The sequence below is a fragment of the Treponema sp. R6D11 genome, from assembly GCF_054786075.1.
Genome location: NZ_BDHD01001249.1, coordinates 1 through 349, shown reverse-complemented (window position 1 = coordinate 349; position 349 = coordinate 1). Strand labels below are relative to the sequence as shown.

General features: G+C 27.8%; 1 protein-coding gene. It reads right to left on the bottom strand.

Annotation, left to right across the window (positions count from 1 at the left end):
• Positions 1-70: 70 nt before the first annotated feature.
• On the bottom strand, positions 71-349 hold a 279-nt coding region (locus tag ACYVTD_RS18305; protein ID WP_461249026.1), incomplete at its 5' end, for a GNAT family N-acetyltransferase.

Here is a 349-nt window from a genome sequence, read left to right as displayed (position 1 = left end):
TTGTAATATTTACCTTCACTTACAGAAACAATAGCATATTGGAAACAAAATAAATTAACATTTTTAATTATTATTTTTTGTCCCTATAACTTAAATCATTTCGTATTTTATAACCATTATTTTCCCAAAATTTATTTCCTGTTTTGTTTTTCTTAAATGCAACCAAAAATATTTTTCTGATGCCTTCTTTTTTTAGTGACCTTTCTGCCTTTTCCAATAATTTTTCCCCCAAACCATTCTTTCTGTGTTCCGGTTTTACCATTAAATGATAAATGTGCCCTCTCCGCCCGTCATTTCCAGACATTATTGTTCCAACTATTTCTTTTTTATATTTAACAACAAAACAAGT